Origin of the sequence: Bacillus capparidis, from assembly GCF_017832095.1 — a bacterium.
GTDB classification, from domain to species: Bacteria; Bacillota; Bacilli; order Bacillales; family Bacillaceae; genus Bacillus; species Bacillus gobiensis.
In genome coordinates, this window is record NZ_JAFDST010000003.1 from 370222 (window position 1) to 391876 (window position 21655).

The 21655-nt window shown below is 40.0% G+C and carries 19 protein-coding genes and 2 pseudogenes; 12 read left to right on the forward strand and 9 right to left on the reverse strand.

Translation table 11 applies throughout. From position 1 onward, the window contains the following. Window positions 1-12 precede the first annotated feature (12 nt). Together JOC74_RS15395 and JOC74_RS15400 are read left to right on the forward strand one after the other, a co-directional pair. A complete protein-coding gene (locus JOC74_RS15395; protein ID WP_053605525.1) occupies window positions 13-1116 on the forward strand; it encodes a toxic anion resistance protein in 1104 nt (367 codons plus the stop codon). 145 nt (window positions 1117-1261) lie between these two features. After that, window positions 1262-3031, forward strand: coding sequence for a solute:sodium symporter family transporter (locus JOC74_RS15400; RefSeq protein ID WP_053605526.1), 1770 nt, complete (start codon window positions 1262-1264; stop codon window positions 3029-3031). Between the two features lie 146 nt (window positions 3032-3177). On the opposite strand, the gene JOC74_RS15405 is transcribed toward JOC74_RS15400, so the two are convergent. Both JOC74_RS15405 and glcP read right to left on the reverse strand, forming a co-directional pair. After that, window positions 3178-4170 (reverse strand): LacI family DNA-binding transcriptional regulator, encoded by a 993-nt coding sequence (locus JOC74_RS15405; RefSeq protein ID WP_053605527.1) that lies wholly within the window; start codon window positions 4168-4170, stop codon window positions 3178-3180. A 171-nt stretch (window positions 4171-4341) separates the two neighbouring features. After that, window positions 4342-5676 (reverse strand): annotated as a pseudogene (gene glcP / locus JOC74_RS15410) (glucose transporter GlcP). Window positions 5677-6081: 405 nt separating this feature from the next. Here glcP and JOC74_RS15415 point away from each other — a divergent pair. Beyond that, window positions 6082-6876 (forward strand): sulfotransferase family 2 domain-containing protein, encoded by a 795-nt coding sequence (locus JOC74_RS15415; RefSeq protein ID WP_053605528.1) that lies wholly within the window; start codon window positions 6082-6084, stop codon window positions 6874-6876. Window positions 6877-7033: 157 nt separating this feature from the next. Here JOC74_RS15415 and JOC74_RS15420 read toward each other — a convergent pair whose 3' ends face one another. From JOC74_RS15420 to JOC74_RS15430, 3 genes are read right to left on the reverse strand one after another with little or no spacing between them, the layout of a single operon-like run. Then, window positions 7034-7981, reverse strand: coding sequence for a hypothetical protein (locus tag JOC74_RS15420; protein ID WP_148564355.1), 948 nt, complete (start codon window positions 7979-7981; stop codon window positions 7034-7036). Window positions 7982-8026: 45 nt separating this feature from the next. Then, complete coding sequence (locus tag JOC74_RS15425; RefSeq protein WP_053605530.1) at window positions 8027-9001, reverse strand: glycosyltransferase family protein; 975 nt, start codon at window positions 8999-9001, stop codon at window positions 8027-8029. Between the two features lie 37 nt (window positions 9002-9038). Next, window positions 9039-9905 (reverse strand): class I SAM-dependent methyltransferase, encoded by an 867-nt coding sequence (locus JOC74_RS15430; RefSeq protein ID WP_053605531.1) that lies wholly within the window; start codon window positions 9903-9905, stop codon window positions 9039-9041. 337 nt (window positions 9906-10242) lie between these two features. On the opposite strand from JOC74_RS15430, the gene rfbF reads away from it, so the two are divergent. From rfbF to JOC74_RS15455, 5 genes are read left to right on the forward strand one after another with little or no spacing between them, the layout of a single operon-like run. After that, entirely contained in the window at window positions 10243-11028 is a 786-nt protein-coding gene (gene rfbF, locus JOC74_RS15435; protein ID WP_053605532.1) for a glucose-1-phosphate cytidylyltransferase, read from the forward strand. Then, a complete protein-coding gene (gene rfbG / locus JOC74_RS15440) occupies window positions 11028-12125 on the forward strand; it encodes a CDP-glucose 4,6-dehydratase (protein WP_211086209.1) in 1098 nt (365 codons plus the stop codon). Before rfbF ends, rfbG begins: the two co-directional genes overlap by 1 nt. After that, window positions 12122-13033, forward strand: coding sequence for an NAD-dependent epimerase/dehydratase family protein (locus tag JOC74_RS15445; RefSeq protein WP_053605534.1), 912 nt, complete (start codon window positions 12122-12124; stop codon window positions 13031-13033). Before rfbG ends, JOC74_RS15445 begins: the two co-directional genes overlap by 4 nt. Before the next feature lie 15 nt (window positions 13034-13048). After that, a complete protein-coding gene (locus JOC74_RS15450; protein WP_053605535.1) occupies window positions 13049-13978 on the forward strand; it encodes a hypothetical protein in 930 nt (309 codons plus the stop codon). Between the two features lie 52 nt (window positions 13979-14030). After that, window positions 14031-15086 (forward strand): hypothetical protein, encoded by a 1056-nt coding sequence (locus JOC74_RS15455; RefSeq protein WP_148564356.1) that lies wholly within the window; start codon window positions 14031-14033, stop codon window positions 15084-15086. A 158-nt stretch (window positions 15087-15244) separates the two neighbouring features. On the opposite strand, the gene aguB is transcribed toward JOC74_RS15455, so the two are convergent. Beyond that, window positions 15245-16120, reverse strand: a complete 876-nt coding sequence (gene aguB, locus JOC74_RS15460; RefSeq protein ID WP_053605537.1) for an N-carbamoylputrescine amidase — start codon at window positions 16118-16120, stop codon at window positions 15245-15247. A gap of 1 nt (window position 16121) precedes the next feature. Continuing rightward, a complete protein-coding gene (locus JOC74_RS15465) occupies window positions 16122-17168 on the reverse strand; it encodes an agmatine deiminase family protein (protein ID WP_211086210.1) in 1047 nt (348 codons plus the stop codon). A gap of 562 nt (window positions 17169-17730) precedes the next feature. Between JOC74_RS15465 and JOC74_RS15470 the strand changes: the two are divergent. Beyond that, window positions 17731-18961, forward strand: a pseudogene (locus JOC74_RS15470) (RtcB family protein). 170 nt (window positions 18962-19131) lie between these two features. On the opposite strand, the gene JOC74_RS15475 reads toward JOC74_RS15470, so the two are convergent. Both JOC74_RS15475 and JOC74_RS15480 read right to left on the reverse strand, forming a co-directional pair. Next, the gene (locus JOC74_RS15475; RefSeq protein ID WP_053605539.1) at window positions 19132-19524 is read right to left on the reverse strand and encodes a DUF2178 domain-containing protein; all 393 of its coding nucleotides are present in this window, start codon (window positions 19522-19524) and stop codon (window positions 19132-19134) included. Continuing rightward, complete coding sequence (locus JOC74_RS15480) at window positions 19517-19732, reverse strand: helix-turn-helix transcriptional regulator (RefSeq protein ID WP_053605540.1); 216 nt, start codon at window positions 19730-19732, stop codon at window positions 19517-19519. The genes JOC74_RS15475 and JOC74_RS15480 overlap by 8 nt, the downstream gene beginning before the upstream one ends. A 235-nt stretch (window positions 19733-19967) precedes the next feature. On the opposite strand from JOC74_RS15480, the gene msrA reads away from it, so the two are divergent. The 3 genes from msrA (at window position 19968) to JOC74_RS15495 (ending at window position 21643) form a co-directional block, all read left to right on the forward strand. Next, on the forward strand, window positions 19968-20483 hold the full coding sequence (gene msrA, locus JOC74_RS15485; RefSeq protein WP_053605541.1) for a peptide-methionine (S)-S-oxide reductase MsrA: 516 nt from the start codon (window positions 19968-19970) through the stop codon (window positions 20481-20483). Window positions 20484-20556: 73 nt separating this feature from the next. Beyond that, window positions 20557-21363: a serine hydrolase gene (locus JOC74_RS15490; RefSeq protein WP_053605542.1), complete on the forward strand. Its 807-nt coding sequence runs from the start codon at window positions 20557-20559 to the stop codon at window positions 21361-21363. Continuing rightward, window positions 21347-21643 (forward strand): hypothetical protein, encoded by a 297-nt coding sequence (locus tag JOC74_RS15495; protein WP_053605543.1) that lies wholly within the window; start codon window positions 21347-21349, stop codon window positions 21641-21643. Before JOC74_RS15490 ends, JOC74_RS15495 begins: the two co-directional genes overlap by 17 nt. Window positions 21644-21655: the final 12 nt, after the last annotated feature.

Consider the following 21655-nt stretch of genomic DNA (forward strand, 5'->3'; position numbering starts at 1 on the left):
GAGGAAAAAATGATGACGAATTCAAATGATCTTACAACACTTGAAAAAATCGACGAAGCACCGGTAATTACCGAAGAGAAAGCAAACGATATTCGCACAAAGCTAAGGAATGAACCAGAAGTTCAAAATCTTGCAAAGCAAATTGACGCAAAAAATCAGGTTGCATTATTGGAATACGGAAAAGAGCCTGCTGTACAAATTTCTCAATTTTCCGATCGGATTCTTGGCATGATGCGGTCATCAAGCGCTACGGATTCAGGGGAAATGCTGAATCAGCTTGGCAAACTGATGGATCGATTTGATAAAAAGGATTTCGAAGAGAAAAAAGGATTCATGTCTAAGATCTTTAAACGCGGAAATGATTTTATTGAAAAAATCTTTAGCAAGTATCAAACGCTTGGCGGCGAAATTGAAAAGATCAATGTTGAAATTTCAAAGTACAAGGACGAGATGACGACTTCCACAGTCACTCTCGATGAAATGTATGAAAACAATCTTAATTATTATATGGAGCTTGAGAAATATGTGGTTGCCGGCCAGCTGAAGGTAGAAGAATTAAAACAAATGGTTCCGACCTACGAGCAGCAGGCAGCTTCCGGCAATCAACTTGCTGAATTGGAGCTCAATTCTCTCCAAAACGGGATTGAGGCACTCGAAGAACGTGTCTATGATTTAGATATGGCCAGAATGGTTGCTCTGCAGACGGCTCCGCAAATTCGTTTGCTCCAGCGCGGAAATACGAAGCTGATCGGTAAGATCAATTCGGCGTTTATCATTACGATCCCGATCTTTAAGAATGGAATCATTCAGGCGGTTACGGCGAAGCGGCAAAAGCTTGTGGCGGACAGCATGAATGAGCTTGATCGCCGGACGAATGAAATGCTGAAGCGGAATGCCGAAAACATCAGCAATCAAAGTGTAGAAATCGCCAGAATGGCTGGACGGCCGAGCGTAAATATTGAAACGATTGAAGAGTCATGGAATACAATCGTCAAAGGGATGCAGGAAACGAAGCAAATTGAAGATGAGAACAAGCGTCTGAGAGAAGAAGGCACCCAGCGCATTTTGCAGCTGCAGGATAATATGAAGGAAGCTGTAAGGAAAGCCAGAACGTAAAACAGACGGAACCGGAATGGTTCCCTCTGTTTTTTCTCATAATTGCCATCATAAGCTCTTCATTTTTCTCATTATTCCGATGAATCAGTTATTCAGGGTAATAGATAAGGAATGTTAAATATTACTACAAAACAGGAGATGAACTATGGGAGAAAACAACGTGCTGTTCACACTGCTATCCAGTCTCTTCTTTATCGTGCTCATTGGAATATGGACGTATAAAAAATCCAAAGGCATCAACAAAACAACGGAAGGCTATTTTTTGGCAGGAAGAGGGATGACCGGAAGTTTTATTGCAGGAGCTTTGATCTTAACGAATCTTTCAGCTGAACAAATGGTCGGGCTAAACGGGCAATCGTACGGCGGCAATATGACAAGCATGGCATGGGAAGTCACTGCCGTTATTGCAATCATTATTATGGCTTTATTTTTGCTTCCGCGTTATTTAGGAGGCGCGTTCACCACTCTGCCGCAGTTTTTGCGTGACCGTTTTGATGAAGGAGTTAGAAGATTAGTCGTATTGTTATTTATGTTCGGCTACGTGTTAGTAACCATACCGTCTACTTTGTATTCCGGTGCTTTAGGTGTATTAAAGCTGTTTGATGTACCGGGATTGACCGGGCTTGATTATTCTCAATCCGTTTGGCTGATGGTTTGGGTCATTGGGGTTATCGGAGCTTTGTTTGCTGTATTTGGAGGAATGCAAGCTATTGCTGTTTCCGACAGCTTGATCGGAATAGGGCTCATCGTTATTTGTGCAATTATTCCAGCCGTCGGTTTATTCCAGCTTGGTGATGGAAGTATCATTGAAGGCGTTAAAATAGTTACGACGAATCATACAGAAAAACTGAATGCGATAGGTTCAAGTGAGGATGCTGTCCCGCTAGCAACGATTTTTACAGGGATGATTTGGGCAAACCTTTTTTATTGGGGAACGAATCAATACGCGATTCAACGAACGCTTGGAGCGAAGAATTTAGCAGAAGGCCAGAAGGGTGTTCTATATACCGGTTTTTTCAAGCTGCTTGTCCCAATCTTTATGATGCTGCCTGGAATTATCGCATTTCATTTGTATGGGGGAAATCTTCAATCAGTAGATCTTGCCTATCCGACACTGGTTTCACAAGCTCTTCCTTGGTACATGCAGGGACTCTTCTTAGTTGTCTTACTTGGTGCTGTATTTAGTTCATTTAATGCGTTAATTAATTCGGCAGCGACCATGTTTGCACTTGATGTGATTCAGCCAATAAAAAAAGACCTTTCAGATGAAAAGCTGCTGTCATTAAGCAAGTGGTTTGCCGGGGGACTTGCCTTGATCAGCTTCTTCATTTCTCCATTATTAATGTATGCACCAGAGGGTCTTTGGGATTTAATCCGCCGCTTCACCGGATTTTTTAACATCCCTATTATCACGATAGTACTCGTAGGAATCTTCATAAAAAAAGTGCCGCCTTTAGCAGCGAAAGTTGTCATCTGGTTTCATGTCGTGACGTACTATATGATCCTGTGGGGGACAGAGCAGCTATTCGGTATACCTCTTCATATTAACTATATTCACGTTTACGGTATCTTGTTTCTTACGGAAATAATCATTATGCTGGTCTTTGCGAAAGTAAAACCATCTGAAAAAGAATGGAAATTAACGACGAAACATAATATAGATATGATGCCTTGGAAATATTCGCTTCCGATAAGCATCATTTTACTTGGTTTAATGTCAGGGTTTTATTTAGTCTTTTCTCCGATTGGTTTGGCCTATCCAGAAGGAATCGTTTCTCCTTATTTTTGGATTTCGTTTATAGCTTTAGGAATAGTTACTACGGGGTTGGCGATATGGTCTGTGAAGAAATGGAATAATATGTACTTGGGTATTGTAGAGAAAGAAATGAACATCAAATTGAGAAAAACGAATTAAAAGCCAGAAGCTTGAATTGCTTCCGGCTTTTCCTGTTAGTTTGCCTGAACAGAAGGGGGAAATTGGACCGTTTGTTTCTTGTCCGATTACTCCGTATTTCAGCGGAAGTACCCCGCTGTTTTAGCTAGCTTGTTGGAGTATACCTATCACTTGCTGCTCTCCCGTATAACTAACTCTGTCGCCAGTACGACGGTTTTTGCAACCGTACGCTGGTCGAAAATTCTCTCTTCTAATAAGGACACGGCTGTCTCGCCCATTAATTCCGTAGGGACTCTTACTGTACTTAAGGAAGGGGAGATATATTTTGCCACACTGGAGTCATTCACACCGATAATGCTCACTTGGTCGGGGACGCTGATTCCATGGTCTCGAAGCGCACGCAATGCTCCCACAGCTATGGAGTCGTTTGCGCAAAAGAAAGCGGTAGGCAAGTCATTTTTTAACTCGCGAATGGCTCTGTCCATCATGTGGTAGCCTGACTCTACCGAAAATGAACCAACGCTGCAATATTTTTCTTCAAATAAACCATTCTTTTTCATGTAACTTTGGAAACTTTCATACCTTGGATCCACAAGTAATTCAGTTGAATCTGAAAAATGTTCTTGTCCTGCCAGCATTCCGATTTTCGAATGGCCTTGAGCGATTAAATGTGACAAAGCACTACCCGTCGCTTGGTTGAAGTCAACGATGACATAATCAGAGGTTGTCATGGAGCGTACATCATCGACGTAACAGATCATGGAACTCCACTCCTGCAATTGCTTCTTTTGTTCATCTGAAAATTTACCAATTGCAATGATTCCGTCAATCTTCATGTTGTTTTTTTTGTCTACATTTTGAAAGATGCGGGTATACTCATGTTGGTTGCGTTCGATTTTTTTTTCTGCCCCTTGTCTGATCGAATAATAATACATATCATTTAGTTCTTCTGACTCCGTATACCATTGGACAATGGCAATTCGCAGCTGTTTTTTTGCAATTTTGCTGATATGTTTTTTGTAATTAAGGTACTCTGCAGTTTCAAAAATTTTTTTCTTTACCTCTTCTCCTACGGATAACGTAGAATCATGATTCAGAACCCGCGAAACGGTAGCAATCGATACATTTGCTTTTTCAGCAATATCTTTCATGGTTGCCATTTTTCCACCTCCAATTCTTTCTATAAATATGAACAATTCGATTCTTAAGGGTCGGGAATAAATGAGATGTAAAAAGAGGAGTGAACAACTTTGTTTTACTTTCTTATGTAAGAAATAACAGTTTCCATCACGGGAAAATTCCCGTGATGGAATGAACTCTTCTATTATAACTCAACCAGTCGTACGGTGTCGCAAATCTGCCTCAATTTCCTCAAGGCTGCGTCCGCGGGTTTCCGGCAGGAATTTCATCACAAAGATAAATGCAGCAATCCCAAAGGCGGCAAAGATTAAAAATACTTGTCCAATACCAATCGCGCGAGAGACCATCGGAAAGAATTGTGCAACGATCAGGCTTCCGATCGATAGAGCAAGCGCAGCAATGCCTGTTGCAGCTCCTCGGGCACGCATCGGAAATAATTCAGGAATCATCACCCAGAGAACAGGTCCCCAGGTGAAAGCGAAGAAAACGATAAACAATGTTAAGCTTGCAACGATAATCCATGCTCCAAAGTTAGTATTCATCCCGACTGTCCATATAAGTACAGCCATGATCAACAACGATAAAACCTTCCCGATATTTCCAATCGCGAGTAATTTTTTGCGATCAATTTTGTCCATGATCATAATAGCAAAAATGGTGATGATAACGTTTACAGTACCGATTCCGACAGTTCCTAAAATGGCAGTAGCGTCACCTAATCCTGCTTCGCTGAATATGGTAGGTGCATAATAAATAATCGCATTAATCCCAATAATTTGTTGAAATAAAGCAAAAACACAGCCGATGAGGAGTGTAGGTCGCAGCCAGGAAGAGGACAAGACTTTCCAAGTTCCTTCAGAGATCCGGTTAATCTCTATCATTTCACGTATTTCAGAGTCAACTTTCTCCGAAGAACGTGTCAACTTCATTACTCGGTGCTTCTTCGCTCCGATGCTCAAGCAGCCATCTCGGACTTTCCGGCATAAACGTAACGCCGATCATCAAAATGAGTGAAGGGATGACAGCAAGCCCAATCATCCAGCGCCAGCCTTCCATATCTGCAAACACATAGTTCACAATATAAGATGAAAGAATACCGACAGTAATCATAAGTTGGTTTAGCTTAAGGAACCGCGTGATTCGGTTGGCGCCATTTCCGATAAGTAGACCGGAACAATCGCAGTTGAACCGCCGACTGCGACACCAATAATGAATCTTCCAAGGACAAGCATTGCCATATTTGGTGCGAACGCAAGGATGAGTGATCCAGCAATAAACACAATGGAAATCATAAATACCATTCGCCGCCGGCCGAACCGGTCTGAAAGAGGACCGCTTAGGCCTGAACCTATGATCGCTCCAATTAACATCGAGCTGACAACGAGTCCTTCAGTAAAGCTGGTTAAAGGAATGTCGTTTTTAATAAAAAGTAATGCCCCCGAGATGACTCCCATGTCATAACCGTAGAGTAATCCTCCTAACGCTCCGAAGAAAAAGATTAGTTTTTTACTAAGTAATTTACTCATGGTTTCCCCCCAAACCTTTATTGTAAGTGTTTTCACATAAGAGTGTATGCTTTCAAAGATTTTATGTAAAGTTTTTTTAACTTAGTATACTAATTTAATAGATTTATTTATAAATGAAATTTTACTAAATTTTTCAATTGTGTAACTGTGATTTTAACCATTATTATCGTTCGAATATTAAACATTTACATTGTCTATCCTTTTTTTTATCCATGCATATTCTAATATAGAATATTTGTATTTATAACTCCTTGTGGCAGTTACCTAATGAATGGATAATACCAGAGGGATTATGCTCGATTCATTATCATCTGCGATTAAATAACAGATGGGGGTGTCCTTACACAAAGCGGAGTAACTTCTCGTTAATGGAGTTTCAAAAAAAGGAGTTAGGAGAGATGAGTTATGGACAATAAAAAAAGGGAAGACGATTTGGAACGGATTATAAGATATAAATTACCACTTTTTGATCAAAAAGTACCAATCATTCTGTTTTGGACTCCGAAAAGCGGGTGCACAACAATAATAAAATGGTTTTTCTTTCAATCTGAAGAATTAGAGAAAGCCTTGGAATACAATTCGTGGGTCCATGAATACTACAAACTTAAATATAGTAATAATGCAACACATAAAAATCTGGTATACTGGCACCTTTTACATGCAAAAAAAGACACTTATAAGCTTGTTCGAAACCCGTATAGAAGAGCAGTTAGTGCTTTCCTCATGCTTGTTAATGATTTTGAGCCTTATTGGCAGGAAGTATGGGGCACCATTAGGGAGCAATTATTTAACAACCGGAACAGTACACAGGGGCTTTCTTTTAGAGAATTTTTATTATATCTCAAAAAAATGGGTGCGGATTCGCCATCCCTTGACCCTCACTTTGGCCAGCAATATATTATGGGTGAAGAAAAGTTTATTAACCAATATATATATATAGAGAATTTCAATGAACAAATCGCGGCAATAGAAGATAAGTATGGGTTGCGTAAATCCAATAGTGGAGAACTATCTGACTCGCCTCATAATTTGAGTTCAAGTATGGTGTTTGAAGGAGATTATTCAAACGTTAATATACTCGATCAGTCGTTCCCACTGTACCCCAGTTATAAAAGTTTTTATAACTTGGAAACCAAAAGGCTTGTCGAGGAGATATTTAAAGACGATTTTGAAAAGTATGGGTATAAGATGGATGAATGAACAAAGGAAACGAACAAGCAGGAAGAAATCATACACCTGTTTTTCATATCGAAACACAAAAAAGCCAAGTGCTCATAAAATGCATTGGCTTTTTTAGTCGACTGAACATGTTATTAAAGAATCATGGCAAAATCGAACATGCTCTGCACCGCTTTTTCTATAACTTAAGTGAATTTTTTACGGAATAGTCACTTGGCGGAGCAGCATATAATAACGACTCATCCACATTTATTTTTTTCATTAATTTATTACCGCTTTCCCTAAGGCTCTTAATGTATGGCATATATATCAAGCTGCGAACTTCTTCGCTAAATGGCAAAATCTCTAATTTCCATAATTCAAATTCAAGTTCATTCAGGATAAGCATACTCCCGAAATGATACGCAACTAGTTCGGAATCATCTAAATAAACTCTGCCATCCTTTTTCCAAACCTTATGACTATTGTTCATCACTAGGTTCCATGGAGCCGCATTGATCCCTATATGCTCGAGTATTTTAACAGAAGGGAAAAGGTGAGGGATGCGATCTAAATATTTTTGATCTCCCCAGCTCGTTTCTTCATAAACATCAAAGCACTTTTCGATACACCGGTCGTTCCACCAATGCAGAATTGTCATTCCTTGCTCGTTTCTTTTAAAGCCAATTAAACCGGCCTGGTATGAGCCATGAAGACGTTCCAATTCATGGCTGCCTCGTTGTCTGCACAAAAAAGCGGGGTGACTGCCCCACTCTGTATGAATTGGTTTAGGGTCTAAAAAGAAGTACATATCGGCGTCGCAATAAATGATATGGTCGATTTCTTTATAATGCTCCAGCACATAAATACACAATGGAGCTTTGATTGTCCAACAGTATTCGTTAAGCTTTCTGCCGCTTTTCACTTGTCGAAGCTCTTCATTCTCAATATCAGCAAGGTGGATGAGAGTCGCTTGCTCAAGCTCCATTTTGCTTAATGTATCATAGCTGGCATCATCCATGCAGCAAATCCAGACATGGAAATTCTGCGTCTGATTTCTAAGGGAATCATAGAATGATAAACCTTTGATCAAATAGTCTTTACTGATGATTGTAGCGAAATAGAAGAACGGATCCGATGATTTCATTCTAACTTCACACGTCCAATCTTTAAGTGATATCAAGTTATTAATCTAATATGATGGATAACGATAGTAATTCTTGACCTGATCTCCTCCGTAATAGGGGGCTAGTGTTGCAAGCCAAGTATTCTCGTCAATCTCTTTAACTTCCTTCATGACTTCCCTTATCTTTGTCAAATATGGCACGTAAATATGATACATAATAACGTCACTTATGTGTAAAGGTGTAATTGTCCACAGATCAAAGTCATCCTCGCTAAACATGGATATACTCGAAAAGTGAAAGGCGACCAGCTTCGAGTTATTGAGATAAACCTGATTATCTATTACGTGAATGTGAAAGTAATTATCACCATAAACGCAATTCCACGGGGCAGCGTCTACCCCGATATGAGTGGATACCTTTATATTTTGGAAAGCTACAGCCAACGTATCCAGATATTTTTGATCGCCGAAACGTTCTCCATCCGGTTGAGCAGAGCACCACTCCAGACATCTTTCCTTCCACCATCTCAAGCCTTCCAACCCGTACTGATCGTTTTTAAATCCAATCAATCCTGCCTGGTATTTTCCATACGTCTGTTCCACGTAAGCATAATCCCGTTGGGGGCAGAGATAAACAGAGCTCTCTCCCCAATCATCAAATATATCCTTTGGATCGGAAAAAAAGTAAATATCCCCGTCACAATAAATAATTGAATCGATATTATTCTCTGTCAGCAAATGTTCAATTAAAATCGATTTGAGCGTCCAACAAAACTCAGCAACATTCCGTTCATTTCTCATTTGATGCACACGTTCATCTGAAAAAGCGTCTAATCGAAACACCACAACATCCTGGAGGTCCATTCTTAATAACAAATTGTAACTAACATCATCTATACAGCAAATCCACAGCTTAAAATGTGCCGCATGTCTTTGTAAAGAATGGTGTAAGGCAATAACTCTTACGACATAGTCCTTTCCCGTAAGCGTGCAAAAGTTGTAGCATTCCGATTTATTGTTTGAAATAGTTTTAGTATCCAAATTGTCGCCCCCAGATTTTGAAATAATCGTTCATACTTTACTCCCAAAGTTTTTGCCATGCTTTACGAATTGATAACATGGTTTTCTGGAAAAACCCAAGTTTGGCAGGTTCACTTGTAGTACTGTTAATGCCAGGTGCAGGTTTACCTGCAGTACTGTAAATACCAGGTGCAGATTTAGTACCTCCGCTCTTATTTGCAATGTTGTTTTTAATTACTGTGTAGAGTATATCGTTTGCGGATAAACCGTATCTAAATATATCCAACAGTCTGCTGTCCCCAAACGTTTGGACTAAATTAATTGGCACAACTGTAAATCCGGACTTTTCCAATTTTTTCACGAAGTCTTTTCTTCGATAAATTTTAACTGTACTTTTATTGCTGTTATTAGCATGGAGAGCAATCGGAGCCTGCATTATGGCCCAGCCATCATTTCTCAGAACACGATGCAGTTCTTTCATAGCCTTTTCATCATCCGGGACACGTTCTAGTACATGACTGCAGATGATTACATCGAATGTTTCGTCTGGATAGTCCAAGTTTGTCAAATCGAGTTTTCGGCTGCCGGATTCAGAAGTCACATATCCTCCCGAATATTCTACATTTGACATGTCTTTGAGCCAATTTCGCAAACTTGGTTCAAGCCCAATATGAAGAATACGGTTGAGGCCTTTTTTGAGATCTGTTTTCTCTTCGATATACAATCGGTACATTCTTTCTCGGTCCATTGAAAAACAATGGGGACAAATGGCAGTATTCTTGTTCCACACTTCTAAAGTCGCATCGGAATATTCTGATTTATCGGACCATGGAATGAACTGTTGAAACTTATTCTCACAAAACTGGCATTCAAAAGCAGTCGTGATCTCTTCCGTTTTATGTTCAGTATTAGGATTGTTATCCATACTACTTCCCTCTCCCCTTAAGAAAATTCTCATTTTTATTCTCATTATTTTATGGGGAATCCCCCATGATTGTGAATCGTACAAAAGCCCACTCACGATAAATTTGCAATATAGGCATTTCAAACAAGCAAGTAATCCACTAGTACATATACATAAAAGCAATCGTGTTAATTAACCAGAATTTATGACCAGCCATTCAGTTGATGATCTACCATTCGATTAGTTATCCGTGGAAGAGGCAGAACCAACTGTTCTAAGAGATAACGCTTCTTAAAGTAGATAATCAACATTACTGACACAAAATGTCAGATTCCAAATTCTGAGGAGGATAAGTAGAATGAAGGTAGTAATTTTAGCGGGGGGATTTGGAACGAGGATCAGTGAGGAATCACATCTCAAACCAAAGCCGTTAATCGAGATCGGAGAAAAACCCATCCTTTGGCATATTATGAAGATCTATTCTCACTTTGGATTTAATGATTTTGTTATCTGCTTGGGATACAAGGGCAACAAGATCAAAGAGTATTTTGCCAATTATTCGTTGTCTCAGTCCCATGTTACATTTGATTTTCATAATGACAACAAAGTGGACATTAACCAGCATTCGGTAGAACCTTGGAGGGTGACCTTGGTAGACACAGGACTGAATTCGTTGACCGGGGGCAGAGTGAAGAGAGTAAAAGATTATTTGGATGGAGAGCCGTTCTTGCTCACTTACGGTGATGGTGTAGCGGATATTAATATCAAGGAATTAGTCGAGTTCCATAAGAGCCATGGAAAATTAGCGACTGTGACCGCTGTACAGCCCGCTGGAAGGTTTGGAGCTCTAGATATTTCTGATGAAAACGGATCAGTTACGGGATTTCAGGAGAAGCCGCAAGGGGATGGAAATTGGATTAATGGAGGATTTTTTGTCATGCAACCCGAGGTTTTAGAGTATATAAAAGATGATCGAACAGTTCTGGAGAATGAACCATTAGTCAACCTTGCACGAGATGGACAGCTTAAGGCATTTAAGCATACTGGATTTTGGCAGCCGATGGATACGTTGCGTGATAAAAACTACCTGGAGAAGATTTGGAAGTCTGGCGAAGCTCCATGGAGGAGGAATGACGGAAATTGATGGACTCAGCATTTTGGAAAGATAAACGTGTATTTGTGACTGGTCATACAGGTTTTAAGGGTTCTTGGTTATGTTTATGGCTTTCTTCTCTCGGTGCAAAGGTTACAGGTTATGCATTGGAGCCTGATGTTAATCCAAGCTTATATCATCTTTGTAATCTTGATGAGTTAATCACATCCCATATTGGAGATATCAGAGATGAAGACAAATTGCGTGAGGCTCTCCTGCAAGCCGATCCAGAAATCGTAATTCATATGGCTGCTCAGCCTTTAGTTAGAGAAGCCTATTACCACCCAGTAAAAACCTACCAGACGAACGTGATGGGGACAGTAAATCTTCTTGAAGCTGTAAGGGTTGCTGTACAAAACGGAAAAGAGATTAAAGCAGTGATTAATGTCACCACCGATAAGTGCTATGAAAATAACAACTGGGTATGGAGTTATCGGGAAAGTGATCGTTTAGGAGGCTATGACCCATATTCCAATAGTAAAGCTTGTTCTGAACTTGTTACCTCTTCTTACCGAAATTCATTTTTTAATCCAGAAAATTTTGAGTCCCACGGGGTATGCATTGCATCGGCAAGAGCAGGAAATGTAATCGGCGGGGGAGATTGGTCACTTCATCGCCTAATCCCGGATTGTATAAAGGCTCTGTTAAACCATGATGAAATCATCATTCGAAATCCAAATTCGACGAGGCCATGGCAGCACGTATTAGAGCCGTTAAGCGGATATTTAATGTTGGCACAAAAGCTATACGAAGCTGGTCCAGACTACGGGGAATCATGGAATTTCGGGCCGGATGACATTGATGCTAAGCCTGTGGAATGGGTCGTGAAAAAAATGTGTTCTTTATGGGGAGAAGACGCAGGATACAAGGTTGAGAATTTATCCAACCTCCATGAGGACCATTTTCTAAAGCTTGACAATTCCAAGGCTAGAGTGGAGTTAGGATGGCAGCCGCGATGGGATATCGAGCAAAGAATTGCAAAGGTTGTGGAGTGGACGAAAGCTTATAGAGAGAATCAAGATGTCCTGAAAGTGTGCTTGAATCAGATAGACGAATTCAACGGTTTACATGAGGTGATCACACCATGACAGAAAATAAGACGACGCAGCTTACGGTGTTAGTGACTGGGGCCACAGGTTTTGTTGGCTCCCATGTCGCACGTCGTTTTGTGGAAAGAGGGTGGTCGGTCCATATTCTTGTGCGTCCGAATTCGAGCTTGGCACCGATTCATTCTATTGAACAGTCTGTAACGGTATACGAGCATGACGGTACAATGGAGGGGTTATTTGACATCGTAAAGGCCTCCAAGCCTGACATCGTAGTACACTTAGCTGCATTTTCATTTGTTCATTATGAACCAAAGGATATCGAACCTATGATTCGAAGCAACGTGCTTTTCGGAACGCACCTTGCAGAAGCAATGGTGGCAAATGGGGTAAACCATCTGATTGCTACCGGCACCTACTCTCAACATTATGAAAATAAGCCATACAGTCCCAGCTGTCTGTATGCATCCACTAAGCAGGCATTTTCAGACATCTTGCAATATTATACAGAAGCCACTCCCCTACAAGTGATCACCTTAAAATTATTTGATAACTTTGGCCCCAATGATCCTAGGTCGAAAATTATGAACCTGCTGCACAAATCGGCTGTAGAACAAAAGCCTTTGGCAATGTCTCCTGGTGAACAATTTATCGATATTCTATATATTGATGATGTGGTTGATGCATATGAAATGGCGGTCGAGCGGTTTGTTTTAGAACATGCAGGGAAAAACGAGGTTTATGCTGTATCCTCCGAGAACCCTCTTCGTCTGAAGGAATTAGTGGCTGTTTATGAAAAGGCATCCGGGAATAAATTGCAAATTGAGTGGGGAGCCCGTCCATATAGGGAAAGAGAAGCTATGGTTCTGTGGAATCAAGGGGAGCTTTTACCCGGTTGGAGAGCGAAAACTTCACTTGAGGAAGGAATCAAAAAGTTCATTAACTCTTAAAAGGAGAGGTCCTATATGATTGTTTGTTCAGTCGTCACTTCTGCTGATATACCGAAAGCGAAGGTAATGGCAACGTCGGTAAAAGATCATTTACCAGAGAGCAAGGTAGTGATCTGCCTTGTTGAAAAATTCATGGATCCTGCAGCAGAGGGGTTTAAACACTTTGACAAGGTTTTGCTTGCAAACGAATTAGGTTTCCAGTGGCCCAAATTTGACAGGATCATCTTCAAATATAACGTGATAGAAGGAGTCAGTGCGATTAAAGGTCAGTTGTTAAAAGACCTTCTATATATTTATACCGAAGAAGATTATTTTTTATATCTTGACTCAGAGATGAAGGTCGTTAATAAGTGTCCCGAGATGTTTGAAGAACTTAAGAACCACTCTGTCTTGCTGACACCTCATCAATTATACCCTTCTAAGGATATTGAACGGGAGCATCAATTGTTAAACGAGGGGACATTCCATAGCGGTTTTATCGCTATCAAACGAACGGAGAATTCGACAAAGTTTATTGAGTGGTTTGCAGATCGGCTCAATCAATTTTATGAAGATCCTTACAAGAGCCAGGAACTCGATAAAAAATTCTTAAATCTGGCGATGGGAGGCTTCGATATCCGTGTTTTAAAACACCCTGGTTATAACGTTGCTGCTTGGAATCTTCATGAAAGAATGATGGTAACGGATAAGGATGGAGCAACGCATGTACTTGGGCAGCCTTTACGAATTATCAATTATTCTAATTTGGAGAGCTGGCGACAAGATGGCGAAATTCAAGGGTATGGATCGGATAAAAATAACTGGAGCTACAATTTCTATCAAAGCGGTGAAAGAATATCACGGGAAGTAAGGTTCAAATATAGAATAAATCCAGAGGCATATGATTCCTATGAGGATCTTTTTGCAGAATCAAACAGCAGTCTTTTACAAATAAATAATAAGTAAGGGAGGTTCGTTCTTTTCCGCATATAAAGCATCTATGCGAAAAGAAAACAAAATGATCATAATTACTACGACCAGTGCGGGCCATTTATACAAAGCTAAGGTTATGGCAAGGTCGGCTAAAACTTATATGCCGGATGCCAAGATTGTGACATGTTTGATTGAAAAAGAATTGCATCCCTTTGATACTAATGCATCCGCGACTTCAGATACGCCGGAAGGCCAGGCTGCAGACCTAAGAAGATCCACCCTTCTCAAAGGTTTTGAATACTTCGATGAAGTGGTGCTTGCCAAGAATATGGGCATTCCAAATTTTGATAAACTGGCGTTCAAGCACAGCGCACTTGAATTTTCGTGTATTTTGAAATATTACACTATGATCTATGCTATGAAAAAATATCCGAATGAAAAGTATTTTGTTTATCTTGACTCAGATATGAAAGTGTATGGTCCTTTTGTAGAAGTAATGAGCGGATTTGAAAATAACTCAATTGTACTCACACCCCATCGTGTCGATCCGGACCCTTGGGAACACTTTTTGAAGGACGGCACATTTAATGGCGGTTTTTTTGCAGTAAAGAGAACAGAAGATGGAGAGAAATTTCTTAATTGGATGACAAGCAGATTGTCAGTGAAAAACTATATTGATGAGGAGCAGGGACTATTCGTTGATCAAAAATGGCTGAATCTGGCTCCGGCATACTTTGATGTACACATCCTCAGACATCATGGTTATAATTTAGCGGGATGGAACTTACACGAACCCGAAAGAAAGCAAATAAATAATATCGGCGGAGCTTACAGAGTAAAGGATAAATATTTACGTTTGATCCATTTCTCAGGCATAGGAATCTTTTTAGAGCGGGTAATAAATGATTGGTTTCCGACGAATAAGACCCATCCTTTATTCTCTTTACTTGATGAATATAAAAATGAATGGGATGAGATGGGGAGAAGCGCCATCAAAAACTTGCCATGGAGCTACGATTTCTTTGAAAGCGGTGAACGAATCACCTCTGAAACCCGTGGGAAAATCAAATATCAGCCAGAGCTGCTAGATAGGCATCCTAATCCGTTTGCCAAGTCAAATAAAGATTATGAGTTTCAATAAGATCTTAAATAATCGCCGTAAACTGCCATCTATCTAATGGCAGTTTTTTTCGTATCCTAAACCCATGGAGCGATGTGTCATAATAGTTTTTTGGTAACCTGAATCCATTATGAAAGAAACCTTGATAACAAAAAAGGAGAGAACTTCTCCCCATTTCTTCACACATTCAATTCCCCATCAGATGAGGTGATTGTTTTATATAATTCCGGCCGGCGGTCACGAAAGATTCCCCATTCAGTTCGTTGATATTCAAGCTGATTCAAATCAAATTCGGCGATTAGAATACTTTCCTCCGTCCTCCCGGCTTCTTTGATCTTATTGCCTTGAGGCCCGGCGATAAAGGAGGAGCCGTAGAATGTAATCGTAGAATCATCATCACTTTCAACCCCGATACGGTTAGAAGCAATAACCGGCACAAGGTTTGATGCTGCATGCCCAAGCATGCAAGCCTGCCAGTGATCCTTGCTGTCGACCTGCGAATCCTCAGGCTCTGAACCGATGGCTGTCGGGTAAAGCAATAATTCGGCTCCCATTAAGGCCATCGCGCGCGCTGCTTCAGGGAACCATTGATCCCAGCAAACACCTACGCCGATTTTGCCATAACGCGTGTCCCATACTTTAAAGCCGGTATCTCCAGGATTAAAATAGTACTTTTCTTCATACCCAGGACCGTCCGGAATATGGCTTTTTCGATAGGTGCCAAGCACTTTTCCATCTGCGTCTATCATCGCGATCGAGTTATAGCGCGCATTGTTTTTCTTTTCGTAATAGCTGATCGGAAGAACGACTTCAAGCTCCCTGGCAATTTCTTTAAAATAATTGACGGCTTTGTTATGTTCAAGCTCTGTCGCGTAAGCATAATACTCTGGTTTTTCTTTCTGGCAGAAATATGGTGTCTCAAACAGCTCTTGCAGCAGGATGACTTGAGCTCCTTGCTCAGCTGCTTTGCGTACGAGTATTTCGGCCTTGCTTATATTTTCATCGATATTCGGTGAGCAGCTCATTTGAGTGGCTGCAACTTTAACCTTTCTCATGTTATCCCTCTCCATTTCTAGTAGATACAGCTGGCATTTGCTGCGTTGTGCAATGGACATTCCCGCCTTCTTTTACAACGGCCATTCCATCGATCTTACGAATTCTATAGTCCGGAAATACATTTTGCAGCGCTTCTTCCGCCATTTTGTCATATTCTAAAGCATCACCGCCGAAAACAGGAAGGATGATCCCTCCGTTAACAAAGTAAAAATTTAAATAGCTCAGAGTTAATCTTTCTCCATTATAGTGACGGGCAGGAGGCTGCTGTATCGGTATGATTTCGATCGTTCTGCCTTTAGCATCAGTTGCATTTCGTAATATCGCTAAATTTTCCTGGCTGATTTCATAGTTTTCATCCGATTGGTCGTCACAAACCTGAATAAGCACCTTTCCTGGAGCGGCGAAGCAGGCGACATTATCTACGTGACCGTCCGTTTCATCTCCGATAAGTCCGCGATTTAACCAAATGACTTTTTCGATATTTACATGCTTTTTTACAATCGATTCAATCTCTTCTTTTGTTAAGTCTGGATTGCGATTCGGATTTAGAAGACATTCCTTCGTCGTAAGCAAAGTGCCATCGCCGTCGACATGAATGCTCCCGCCTTCCAAAACGAGAGGCGCATCGAATTTTTTTGTGCCAAAATGCTTTAATAGCTCTGGCGCCACTTGGTCATCAAGATCCCATGGCTCGTATTTTCCGCCCCATGCATTAAATCCCCAATTAATCCCGGCAAGCTCGTTATTTTTATTGATAATAAATGTTGGACCGTTATCTCTCAGCCAGGCGTCATTATGAGGAATCGCCAGTATTTCTATGTTTTCAGCAGAAAAGCGTGAAGCGACTGCTTCTTCGTCGCCTGGATTCACAATCACAGTAACAGGTTCAAACTCGGAGATGGCTTGAATCAGTTCAGTATACCCTTTACAGACGTTATCGTAATCATCCGGGTAAATCATTGAATCCTGAATGGGCCAGGAAATTAACGTACGCTCATGCTGTGCCCACTCTGGAGGCATTTTATATGTCAAATCACTAGGATTCATTTTGTCATCACTCTTTTTCTATATAAACTTTGCAATCTTTTTCAAGCTATATCATATATCAATTTACCTGCAAGCTCAATTGGTAGGTTTTATATAAGGGGAATTTACTAAAAGTGCCATGGGATTGCATGGGCGCAGGTACGTGGTAAAATTGCACGGATAGGCCATGGAATTGCATAGAAACAACGGTTTGCCTCTGCATTTTTGCTGCTGTTTCCCTGCTGCAAGCATGTAATGCAGCTTCCCGACATTCGAAAGAAGTGAGTTGTATCAAAACTGTCATACCAAATATAAATTTTTTAAACTTCCACTTAAATATTTTCCATTTTACAGTGTGATTTACTATAATATAGTAATGATGGCATAGTAGAGCGAAAATGTGAGGATAACATGTGACTAATCCGAATTTGAGTAGAATATTATAATGTCTGCATAGTTTTTTCGGTATTTTAGTACTAACCAAGTGTATAGATTTATATATTTAATAGTTAAATGTTCCAAGTAGCTATTTTTAAATTATAGAAAGAAATAAACACCTATACTCTAGAAGGAGAGAATTAAAGTGATAAAAATCACAGGGACGCAAACAGAAGCGAGAGTATTTTCAAATCATCCTCAGGATGCTGCGATTGAGCAAATTCAAGAACTATGCAATCAACCTTTTTTAAAGGGCACGAAAATTAGCATTATGCCAGACTATCATGCAGGCAAAGGGTGTGTGATAGGGACTACCATCCAGCTGAAGGATAAGGTCGTACCTAATTTAGTAGGTGTAGACGTCGGCTGCGGTGTTTTAACGGTCAAGCTTAAAGAAAAGGACATCGATTTTGACAGATTGGACAAAGTCATTCGTACATTCGTTCCAAGCGGACAGGACGTTCACTCAGATCAGACTGTATCTTACATAAGCACGAGCTTTCCGGCACCTGAACTATTTAAAGCGAATCACGTATTGAGTCAAGAGAAAAGCGTGCATAGCTTAGGTACACTTGGAGGCGGCAATCATTTTTATCGAAGTGTCTGCCGATACCGAAGGCTTTCACTATTTAACAATCCATACAGGCAGCAGATATGTAGGTGAAAAGATTGCTAATTATTATCAAAAGACAGCCATCTCAAACCTGCGTAAACGGGATGTGTCCACTCTGATTAAACAATTAAAAGCAGAGGGCAGGTACAATGAAATCGAAGCAGCGATAAAAAACTATAATGAGAAAAATCCGATTATTCCTGATGATTTAGCGTATTTAGAAGGTGAGTATTTTCATAATTACATTCATGACATGAAATTGGCGCAAAACTATGCTAAAGCAAATCGAGAAGAAATTGCCAGAGCGATCATAGAGAATATGGGCTTTGTGGAGCTTGATCGCTTTGATACGGTTCATAATTATATTGATACGGATCAAATGATTTTGCGAAAAGGAGCAGTGTCTGCTCAAAAGGGTGAACGGCTCATTATTCCTATTAACATGAGAGATGGGTCGATCCTGGCTGTCGGTAAAGGCAATGAAGAGTGGAATTATTCTGCGCCACATGGTGCTGGTCGTATATTGAGCCGCAGACAGGCGATGAAAACCTTAAGCATGAACGAATTTCAAAGTACAATGAGAGATATTTGGACCACCTCAGTATCTAAAGAAACATTGGACGAAGCACCAATGGCCTACAAGCCATTAAATGAAATATTAGAGAAAATTGAAGAAACAGCGGAGATTGCAGGTTTTATCAAGCCAATCTACAACTTCAAAGCCAGTGAAAAGTTTGTTCCTTTTCATAAAAGAAGAGCGTAGAAAGAGAAAAAGCTAATCCCTTTTATTGTAGCTTTAGAATTCCTTGAACAAAAGAAAAGAGCGTGTTTTGGAAAAATTGATCAAAACGCGCTCTTAATATATTAAAATTGAACCTGAATCTTACTCTATTAAAGTGCTCCATTTAGTTTATGACCTTTAGTGAAGCGCTATTATTTATACTTCTTTGAATATATGTACTCTGTAATCGGAAGTGTAACAAATGTAAGACCAACCACAGTAAGCAAAGGATAATTCTTAATATCATTAAAATTAGATACACCTTCAGAAATGAACAGAACTAAACCTGCCAAAATCATTAACACAAAATACCCTATCTTTGCACTCTGGGTTTCAATATGTCTGTCTAATTCGTCTTTCTCTCCATTGCCTTCACGGTTACTCCAATTAAGCCAATTAAAAAATTGTGAAAAGGAAAGTAGACTTAAGAAAACAGAACCTCCATCTATAGTCCCGAAGCTCACCCACTTGTATAAGGTAAATCCAGCTAACGTACAAAATACAGCAAAGGCTATTACAGGGATGACTTTTTTTGATTTATTCATTCCTTTTCCCTCCGTTTTCATAATGTATAAATAATTCTTCCATTGTGATTCCTAACTTTTTGGCAATATCAAATGCTAACTGTAAACTTGGATCATATTTGTTGTTCTCAATCGCGTTAATCGTTTGCCTGCTTACATTACATAGTTCTGCTAATTTGCCTTGTGAAAGACTATTTTTCTCTCTGTATTCCTTAATTCTATTTTCCATTTCATATACCGCCTCTACACTCAGGTGTAAAAAATCTTTTACACCTATATGATAAAATATACCAAAGAAGGTGTCAAAAACATTTTACACACTTCATTGGCTAAAGATTTATTCCATATAAACTGTAAACTTTGAATTAAATCTTGTTTTCCGAAGCATTACTGCTTTTCAATAGGCGAACGTCTTCGTTTATGGTACACTTCTTCATAATAATGAGAAAGTGGAGGAAGTTTTAATGGAGAAAGCAACATTTGCTGGCGGCTGCTTTTGGTGCATGGTGACGCCGTTTGACGAATTACCTGGAATTGAAGGAATTGTATCAGGATATGCGGGCGGCGAAACTGAAAACCCTAGCTATGAAGACATAAAAACAGGAACCACAGGTCATAGGGAAGTGGTTCAAATTACATTTGAACCGGATATTTTTCCATATGAAAAGCTGTTGGAGCTATATTGGCAGCAGATTGATCCGACAGACGTGGAGGGGCAATTTCACGACCGCGGGCCGCAGTATCGTACAGCGATTTTTTACCATAATGAACTCCAGATGGAACAAGCTATTGAATCTAAGAAAAAATTAGAACAGAGCGGGATATTTAAAAAGCCAATTGTGACAGATATTCTACCTGCAGCGCCTTTTTACCCGGCTGAGGATTACCATCAAGACTTTCACAAAAAAAATCCGGATGAGTATAAGCTTGATCGAAAAAAATCCGGCCGTGATGAATTTATAAAAGAGCATTGGGATTAAGTTTAAGAAAATAAGGCTGTTACGCTCTCCATTGGGCAGCAGCCTTTTTCAAAATAGATGGGAGCTCCGATCAATGAACTTAACCGAGGCAAAACCAGAAGTTGGCCACATTATCGGTTCTTACGAGAAAAACGTCTCTCTTTGCATCTGTACAGATGATGGTGAAATCAATATCAATGACAATCAGCGAATGGCAGCTGCAAGTGTGATTAAGCTTCCAATTTTGCTTGAAGGATTTCGCCAGTCTAATGTAAATCTGCTCAATTTGGAAACAAAAATAGAAGTAACGGATCAAGATCGAGTCGGCGGTTCAGGCGTTTTAAAGAGTTTTCGTGGAGTGGAGCAGCTATCGGTTAGAAATCTGATGGCACTTATGATAACGGTTTCCGACAATACGGCTTCCAATCTATTGATTGATCTTATTGGTATGAAGAATATCCAATCCTTTGTAAACAGTGTTGGATGCTCAAATAGCTTTCTAAGGCGGCATTTCATGGATACGCAAGCAATGAAAGCGGGAATAGAAAATGAAACAACTGCACGTGATATGGTCGGGTGTTTAAAGCTGATTGCCGAAAAAAATTCTATTTTTACGGAATTAAATAGAGAAGAAATGCTGAGTATGCTGTCAGGTCAGCAATTTCACAAGCTGATAAACCAACCTGTAGGTCCGAATATAGAGCTGTATAACAAAACAGGAGACCTGCCTGGAATTGACCACGATGTAGCAATTCTAAAGCACAAGGAACGACTCGTATACATTGCGATGCTGACGAAAGGATGGAAGGATAGGGAGACTGGTCTCAAAATAATCAAGAGAATCGGACAGCTGATGATGAGATACATAAAGGAGGCAGCAGCAGATGAAAATACTTGCTAGTCACCGTTGTTTCGAAGTTCGCCAGGAAATCGGCTGGGTTGAAAAACGAACGGTTGAATCTTCTTTTGATATTAATCTATTTGAAGATGGTATTGCTGTTAAAGCTGACAAGTATCCTTTAGAATCTGTTTGGGATGTTTCCTATCGAAAAAAAGGAAATTTCGGATTTCTTTATCTGCATACATCAAGAGGAGTACGTTCATATTTAATAAAGGAAGCTCCCGATGATTTTATCAATGCCTATAAAAAACTAAAAAGCGACAATCCTGATCTTTTTTAAAAAGACCAGGAT

Excerpts from the sequence above, each read along its gene's own strand:
- rfbF (WP_053605532.1), top strand. The coding sequence starts at position 10,243 with ATGAAGGTAGTAATTTTAGCGGGGGGATTTGGAACGAGGATCAGTGAG.
- JOC74_RS15490 (WP_053605542.1), top strand. The coding sequence starts at position 20,557 with ATGAACTTAACCGAGGCAAAACCAGAAGTTGGCCACATTATCGGTTCT.
- JOC74_RS15475 (WP_053605539.1), bottom strand. The coding sequence starts at position 19,524 with ATGAATAAATCAAAAAAAGTCATCCCTGTAATAGCCTTTGCTGTATTT.
- JOC74_RS15430 (WP_053605531.1), bottom strand. The coding sequence starts at position 9,905 with ATGGATAACAATCCTAATACTGAACATAAAACGGAAGAGATCACGACT.
- JOC74_RS15445 (WP_053605534.1), top strand. The coding sequence starts at position 12,122 with ATGACAGAAAATAAGACGACGCAGCTTACGGTGTTAGTGACTGGGGCC.
- JOC74_RS15495 (WP_053605543.1), top strand. The coding sequence starts at position 21,347 with ATGAAAATACTTGCTAGTCACCGTTGTTTCGAAGTTCGCCAGGAAATC.
- JOC74_RS15420 (WP_148564355.1), bottom strand. The coding sequence starts at position 7,981 with ATGAAATCATCGGATCCGTTCTTCTATTTCGCTACAATCATCAGTAAA.
- aguB (WP_053605537.1), bottom strand. The coding sequence starts at position 16,120 with ATGAGAAAGGTTAAAGTTGCAGCCACTCAAATGAGCTGCTCACCGAAT.
- JOC74_RS15395 (WP_053605525.1), top strand. The coding sequence starts at position 13 with ATGACGAATTCAAATGATCTTACAACACTTGAAAAAATCGACGAAGCA.
- JOC74_RS15450 (WP_053605535.1), top strand. The coding sequence starts at position 13,049 with ATGATTGTTTGTTCAGTCGTCACTTCTGCTGATATACCGAAAGCGAAG.
- JOC74_RS15465 (WP_211086210.1), bottom strand. The coding sequence starts at position 17,168 with ATGAATCCTAGTGATTTGACATATAAAATGCCTCCAGAGTGGGCACAG.
- rfbG (WP_211086209.1), top strand. The coding sequence starts at position 11,028 with ATGGACTCAGCATTTTGGAAAGATAAACGTGTATTTGTGACTGGTCAT.
- JOC74_RS15455 (WP_148564356.1), top strand. The coding sequence starts at position 14,031 with ATGATCATAATTACTACGACCAGTGCGGGCCATTTATACAAAGCTAAG.
- JOC74_RS15405 (WP_053605527.1), bottom strand. The coding sequence starts at position 4,170 with ATGGCAACCATGAAAGATATTGCTGAAAAAGCAAATGTATCGATTGCT.
- JOC74_RS15400 (WP_053605526.1), top strand. The coding sequence starts at position 1,262 with ATGGGAGAAAACAACGTGCTGTTCACACTGCTATCCAGTCTCTTCTTT.
- JOC74_RS15415 (WP_053605528.1), top strand. The coding sequence starts at position 6,082 with ATGGACAATAAAAAAAGGGAAGACGATTTGGAACGGATTATAAGATAT.
- msrA (WP_053605541.1), top strand. The coding sequence starts at position 19,968 with ATGGAGAAAGCAACATTTGCTGGCGGCTGCTTTTGGTGCATGGTGACG.
- JOC74_RS15480 (WP_053605540.1), bottom strand. The coding sequence starts at position 19,732 with ATGGAAAATAGAATTAAGGAATACAGAGAGAAAAATAGTCTTTCACAA.